The organism is Sulfitobacter sp. HI0027 (assembly GCF_001634775.1).
Classification (GTDB): Bacteria; Pseudomonadota; Alphaproteobacteria; order Rhodobacterales; family Rhodobacteraceae; genus Sulfitobacter.
In genome coordinates this window covers 1-6,519 of sequence record NZ_LWER01000047.1, presented here as the reverse complement: position 1 = coordinate 6,519, position 6,519 = coordinate 1, and the positions used below count along the sequence as shown (strand labels likewise).

Genomic DNA, 6,519 nt, shown 5'->3' with positions numbered 1-6,519 from the left:
GCCTCAACAAGGGCGAGGCCCATCACGCCCTAAAAAACGCCCTGCGCATCGGGCGGCAGGGCGAAATCCGCGATCGGACCGTCGAAGGTCAGCACTACCGTATGGCAGGGCTGAACCTGCTGGCCGCCATCATCATCTACTGGAACACCAAGCACCTCGGGCAGGCTGTCACACGGCGCCAACACGTCGGATTAGACTGTCCATCCGATCTCCTGGGGCACATCTCGCCTCTCGGATGGGCACACATCCTCCTCACAGGCGAGTATAAGTGGAAAAAACGATGAAGGGCTGGCTTAGGGTGTCATTCTGCACTCAGCCGGAATCTACCCCTAATAGCCGCAGAAAAACACCCTGCTCGCCGCGCGCCATTGCTTTCAAACGGGGTGCCGCCTTGGCTGCTGGCGGCTCTCAGATATGTCTCTGCGACGCTCTTCGAGCCCCGACGCCCCCTTCAGTCTGGCGCCGGGAAAACCCGGCTCAAGTATCGCCCCCCGCCTACAAAGATGGCATTGCCCCTCTCTGGGAGGATGCGGTTTCTACGCTCCACGCCTCCTTCGGCGCCCTAAAGGGGAAGGCAGGTCCGCCTTGATGCGCAAACTGCCAATAGACCCTCCACCGCGTATAAACTACTGTCCCCAAAACAGGGCGCCAAACGCGCCCACTGACAGGAAAAGGGAAAGCCATGTCCGTTAAGAAGCACCCCGAAGATCTGCGCTCACGCATGTGGTTCAACGATCCCAACGATCCTGAAATGACCGCCATATATCTCGAGCGCTATCTGAATTACGGGCTGACCCGCGATGAGTTGCAGTCGAACAAACCGATCATCGGCATTGCCCAGACCGGATCGGACCTGAGCCCCTGCAATCGCCACCATATTGAACTGAGCAAACGCATTCGCGACGGCGTTATTGCTGCCGGGGGCGCGGTCATGGAGTTTCCCGTCCACCCCATTCAGGAAACCGGCAAGCGGCCAACCGCCCTGCTGGACCGCAATCTGGCCTATCTTGGGCTGGTTGAGGCGCTTTATGGGTATCCGCTGGATGCGGTCGTGCTGAACATCGGCTGCGACAAGACCACCCCGGCTTTGCTGATGGCCGCCGCGACTGTCGACATTCCCGCCATCGCCTTTTCCGTAGGGCCAATGCTGAATGGCTGGTTCAACGGCGAACGCGCAGGCTCGGGCAGCGCGGTCTGGCATGCGCGCAACATGCATGCCCGTGGCGAGATTGACGACGAAGGCTTCATGGATATCGTCACCCGGTCGGCCCCTTCCGTGGGCTATTGCAACACCATGGGCACCGCCTCCACGATGAACTCCCTCGCCGAGGCGTTGGGGATGCAATTGCCCGGCTCGGCCGCCATTCCCGCCCCTTATCGCGAACGCGGACAAATGGCCTATGCTACGGGCAAACGGATCGTCGAAATGGTTTGGGAAGATCTCAAGCCTTCTGACATCATGACCCGTAAATCGTTGGAAAATGCCATCGTGGTGAATTCCGCTCTGGGGGGCTCGACCAATGCGCCGGTCCACCTGAACGCCATTGCCAAACATCTGGGTCTGGAACTGAGCACGGATGATTGGCAAAAGTTCGGCTATGACGTGCCGCTGATCACGAATATGCAGCCCGCTGGGAAATATCTGGGGGAGGACTTCCACCGCGCCGGCGGCGTGCCTGCGGTGATCGGCGAATTGATGGAAGCCGGTCTGTTGCCACATCCCGATGTGCTGACCGCCAATGGCAAGACATTGGGGGAAAACTGCCAATCTCAAAGATCGCTGAACCGCGATGTAATCCATGCGGTGGACGCGCCGTTGATGAAATCCGCCGGGTTCCTCAACCTCAAGGGAAATCTCTTCGATAGCGCTATTATGAAAACCTCTGTCATCTCCGAGGAGTTTCGCAAACGCTATCTGGAAAACCCCGACGACCCCAATGCCTTTGAGGGCCGTGCCATCGTGTTTGACGGGCCTGAAATCTTCCATCAGACGATCGACGACCCGGCGCTGGAGATTGACGAAAACTGCATTCTCGTGATGCGCGGCGCAGGGCCTCTTGGGTATCCAGGGGGGGCCGAAGTTGTGAACATGCGGGCGCCGGACTACCTGCTCAAACGGGGCATTTCTGCCTTGCCCTGTATCGGTGACGGGCGCCAATCGGGAACCTCGGGGTCGCCCTCGATCCTCAATGCTTCCCCCGAAGCGGCGGCCGGAGGCGGGCTTGCCCTGCTAAAAACCGGCGATCGTCTACGGGTTGATCTAAGCACCGGAGAGGTCAACATCCTTTTGCCGGTAGAAGAGTTGCAGAAACGTGCGACAGACCTCGAAGCTGCGGGCGGCTATCCCCTGCGCGACAGCCAGTCCCCTTGGCAGCAGTATTTCCGTGAGCTGACCGGGCAATTGTCCGACGGAATGGTGCTGCGTGACGCAAGCAATTACCAAAAGATCGCTGCCAAACACCGCCCGCGCCACAATCATTAAGATAGGTCCGGGCATTAAGATAGGTCCGGGCATTAAGATAGGCCCGGGCATTAAGACAAGTCCGGGTACTGAGACGAGACCGGGCACGAAGGCACCACCGGGCACTAAGACGAAACCGGGCGTTTGCAGAAGCGCGCGCCAGATTTCCATATCGACTTTGGCGGTTGGGCCTGCTCGTTTTGGCCCGCCGCCTCGAAACACGGTCCGCCGAAGGCTGTTTCCGCCCTCCTTTGCTTGCAGTCCCTACAAGGAAAGTGCAATTGCTATAGTAATTTTACGCGATCCCTCAGCAGGGGCCGCGGGCCGCACTCACCAAGGACGGGGAAGAAAATTTGAAGACGATTATGTTCTCCGCGGTCTTTGGTGCAGCTGCCCGACCCGAGCGGATCAGGTTCCTACATGAAGTCAAAGCGGCCTTCCCTGTCCCTGTGAACTTCGTGGTCTTTAACACCTCCGAAACTGTCGAAGCCGATTTTCCCGTGGTCAATGCGGCCCGCGGCCTGAACCCGCAGTTCGCGGACCCGCTCGAAACATTGCAGGCCCTGCTGACCGAACATTGCCCTGACAAGGTGGGCTTGCTGCTTGATCATGCCCGAGGCGAGTTGGGCCACGGCCTGCGGGCCTTTGGTCGGATGGTCCGCAAACATATTCGCATGATCCTCGCCTTTTGCCGCGCGCTGGATGCCCATGAACCCGATTATGTTTACCTATGGAACCAGTTCAACGCCCTGCACCGCACCTTTGAGGCCATCCTAGAGCACCGCGGCATCAAGATGGGCTTTTTCCACGATGGGGTCTTGCCGGGCAGTATCGCGCTCGATGTCGACGGTGAAATGGGCGAAAGCTGGATTGCCAAAGACCCCGAAAAATTCATGTCTGTTGAGGTGACCGAGGCACAGGTCGCCCGTGCCGCGGCCTTTATGGCTTCTCAGGCAGGTATGGAAAACAACCGGCACCCTCAGGTCGAGGAAATCTCGGTTGCGCAGTCTCTCTCTCTGGCCAAACTGGGGGACCGCCCCGTGATGTTTTTTGCCGGTCAAAATGACTGGCATGCGGGCATCAAACCAAAGAGCCCTGCCCGGGCCTTTCACTCGCCTGTTTTTGCGGGCTCGATGGAAGCCTTGGAGACGCTGGATCGCATCGCCGGAGAGATCGGGCTGGCCATTGTTTTCAAGCCGCACCCCCTAAGCCGGGACCGTTTCGCTTTTTTGCGGGCCCATGAGTTTCCCAATACCGTCATCTTGCAACATACCAGCATGAACGTCTGTATCGACCTATGCGATATCGCTGCCACCATCGCCTCGCAGGCCTGCTACGTCGCCCTGCAAGAGAACACCCCGGTGATGATGATTGGGCGCAACCAGTTGACGGGCAAGGGGCTGACCTATGATGTCACTGCCGCCGATATGATTGCCGCCACGCTGCGAACCGCTCTTGATGATCCGCTGGCAGGCAGCCGCGCGCATGATCTTGCGGTTCACGCCGCCCAGTTGGAACAGGCTTATTTGTTCGACTATGGCACGCAGGACGCCGGTTTCTACACCCGCGGCGCCGCCGAGATGGCTCGGTTGATGCATCTAAGCGTCTGCGAGCCTGTAGAGAACGTAATTGACGCGATTGTCGACCGTACTGTTTGACAGCAGGCTTCCCCCTCAGGCGACAAATAACAGAACTTTAGGAGCACCACATGATCAGGATCGGCGTCATCGGGTTTGGCAAAATGGGCCAACTCAGAGCGAAAACACTTGAAGAAGTGGGCTGTGAGATCGCCAGTGTCTTTGATGTGACCTTGCCCGAAGAGGTGGAATATTCGGTCGCCCCGAACGCGGAGGCGATCATAGGCGATGAGACCATCAACGCGGTGGTCATCTGCACCCCGAATTTTCTGATCAAAGACATGGTCATCAAGTCTCTCGAAGCGGGCAAGGATGTCTTCTGCGAGAAGCCGCCAGCGATGAACTCCGCCGATATGGCTGATATCGCCGCGGCACATAAGGCCGCCAACAAAGTGCTGATGTATGGCTTTAACCACCGCCGTCACGCGGCTGTCATCAAGATGAAGGAACTCGCCGACAGCGGCGAGATGGGCAAGGTCCTCTGGATGCGTGGCCGCTACGGCAAATCTGTCGATGGTGAATATCTGCAAGGCTGGCGTGCGAACAAAGAACTCGCCGGGGGCGGGATCCTTTTGGATCAGGGCATCCATATGCTGGACCTGTTCCTCCATATCGGTGGTCAGCCCTTCGACGAGGTGCAGGCCATGGTTTCCAGCCTCTACTGGAAGACCGAAGGCATCGAAGACAATGTCTTTGCCATGATGCGCAACAGCGAAACGGGCATGTGTGCCCAGTTGCATTCCACCATGACCCAATGGCGCCATCTCTTCTCGCTCGAAGTGTTTTTGGAAAAAGGCTATATGGTCCTGAACGGTCTCAAGACCGGCTCTGGCACCTATGGTGAAGAATTGCTGACCGTCGCACGCAACCGCAGCCGCGCCCCCGCGGCCACCTGGCAAGAAGAAGAGCGTTTCGAATACCCGGTAGATACGTCTTGGGCCTCGGAGGCTGCAGAATTCTACGCCGCGGTGATGCAGAATGTTCAAACCCATGGCACGGTCGAACATGCCATCGGCGTCATGGATTTGGTTGATAGGATTTATGCCAATGATACCCATGTCAAAGGCGATCTCTATACCGATTTGCAAGGGCGCGACTGAACGCCTTTACCTCCCCCTATGTCCTCTGACCCCCGCAAGGAGACTGAAATGACTACGCAAGACGACAAAGCATGGCTCGACGCCTATTTTAACCGCTACAAAGTGGCGGCTTTTGAAGAAGAGCACTATGCCAATCTGGTGGCCTTTCGGGACCTGATTTTGAAAACCCGTGACAGCGGGAATAAACTGATGTTCGCAGGCAACGGGGCCAGCGCTTCGATCGCCTCCCATGCCCGGGTGGATTTCACCAAACAGGGCAAATGCCGCAGCTTGGACTTCAATGAACCAAACCTGATCACGGCTTTTGCCAATGATTATGGGTTTGAAAACTTCATGGCCAAGGCCACCGAATTCTTCGCCGATGAAGGCGATGTTCTGGTCTTGATCAGTGTCTCGGGCACGTCGCAAAACTGTGTCGAAGCGGCCAAATATGCGCGGTCGCGGGGGATGAAGGTCGTGTCCTTCACAGGCAAAGCTGCCGACAATCCGCTGCGCGAGCTCTCTGACATCGGCTTTTGGATCGACAGTGCGGCCTATAACATCGTCGAATGCACCCATATGCTGTGGATCTGCACAGTGGTAGATATGGTCGTGGGCGAAGCCGAATATTCGGTCACCTAAGGCAAAGTCGTTAGGGCTTTTATGACACGCGACCCGGATCCGATCGGTCTTTATGACCCCTATCTGAGTGCCGTCAGCCCTAAAGGCGATCACGGCCATTTCAGCGGGGGCTACAAGATTTGGCCCAATGGGGCGCGGGTGGCGCAGGCCGATGTGCGGCTGATGTGCATCGGCAATTCCACCAGCCTATGGCCCGATGCGGCCTGGAGCCTGGAACTGGGCAAGATGCTCACCACCCCCGACAGGATCGTCGCAGTCTATAATGGCGCCGGTAAGGGCAACACCTCTTCTCAAGAGGTGTTGCGCGTCTTGCGCGACGCCCCCGTGATTGCGCCCGATCTTATCGTCTCCCTGTCAGGCATCTGTGATATCGGCTATCTTCTCAATGCCAAGAACTACCCGTTTCGGCATAAATACACCCGGAGGGCCATGGACCATCTCAAGGAACATGGGCTCGTCAATGACGTGGTTTTCGGCCTCCCCGACCCTGCACTCCCCGCCGAAGTCTGGTGCCGGAACCAACGCATGGCGCGGGCGCTTGCCCAAGAGACCGGCAGCGAGATCCTCACCTTTTTGCAGCCGATCCAAGGCTATGGCGCCTACCCCCAAACCGAGGCAGAGCGCGCCTTTTACGACAGCAAAGCAAAGGTGGTACTCAAGGCGGCAGACAAGCCTTACGGCGAATGCCTGCGCGCCTTTT

General features: G+C 57.8%; 6 protein-coding genes. All 6 read left to right on the top strand.

What is annotated here, in order from left to right:
* A partial coding sequence (locus A3722_RS03520) for a Tn3 family transposase (protein WP_150120416.1) occupies nucleotides 1-284 on the top strand: 284 nt, incomplete at its 5' end.
* 398 nt (nucleotides 285-682) lie between these two features.
* On the top strand, nucleotides 683-2,482 hold the full coding sequence (locus A3722_RS03515; RefSeq protein WP_067626433.1) for an IlvD/Edd family dehydratase: 1,800 nt from the start codon (nucleotides 683-685) through the stop codon (nucleotides 2,480-2,482).
* Between the two features lie 332 nt (nucleotides 2,483-2,814).
* Nucleotides 2,815-4,119, top strand: coding sequence for a capsular polysaccharide export protein, LipB/KpsS family (locus A3722_RS03510; protein WP_150120078.1), 1,305 nt, complete (start codon nucleotides 2,815-2,817; stop codon nucleotides 4,117-4,119).
* Nucleotides 4,120-4,169: 50 nt separating this feature from the next.
* Nucleotides 4,170-5,198 (top strand): Gfo/Idh/MocA family protein, encoded by a 1,029-nt coding sequence (locus tag A3722_RS03505; RefSeq protein WP_067626429.1) that lies wholly within the window; start codon nucleotides 4,170-4,172, stop codon nucleotides 5,196-5,198.
* 48 nt (nucleotides 5,199-5,246) lie between these two features.
* The gene (locus tag A3722_RS03500; RefSeq protein ID WP_067626427.1) at nucleotides 5,247-5,819 is read left to right on the top strand and encodes an SIS domain-containing protein; all 573 of its coding nucleotides are present in this window, start codon (nucleotides 5,247-5,249) and stop codon (nucleotides 5,817-5,819) included.
* A 21-nt stretch (nucleotides 5,820-5,840) separates the two neighbouring features.
* Nucleotides 5,841-6,519, top strand: a 679-nt coding sequence (locus A3722_RS03495) for an SGNH/GDSL hydrolase family protein (protein WP_150120415.1), incomplete at its 3' end; no start/stop codon positions are given.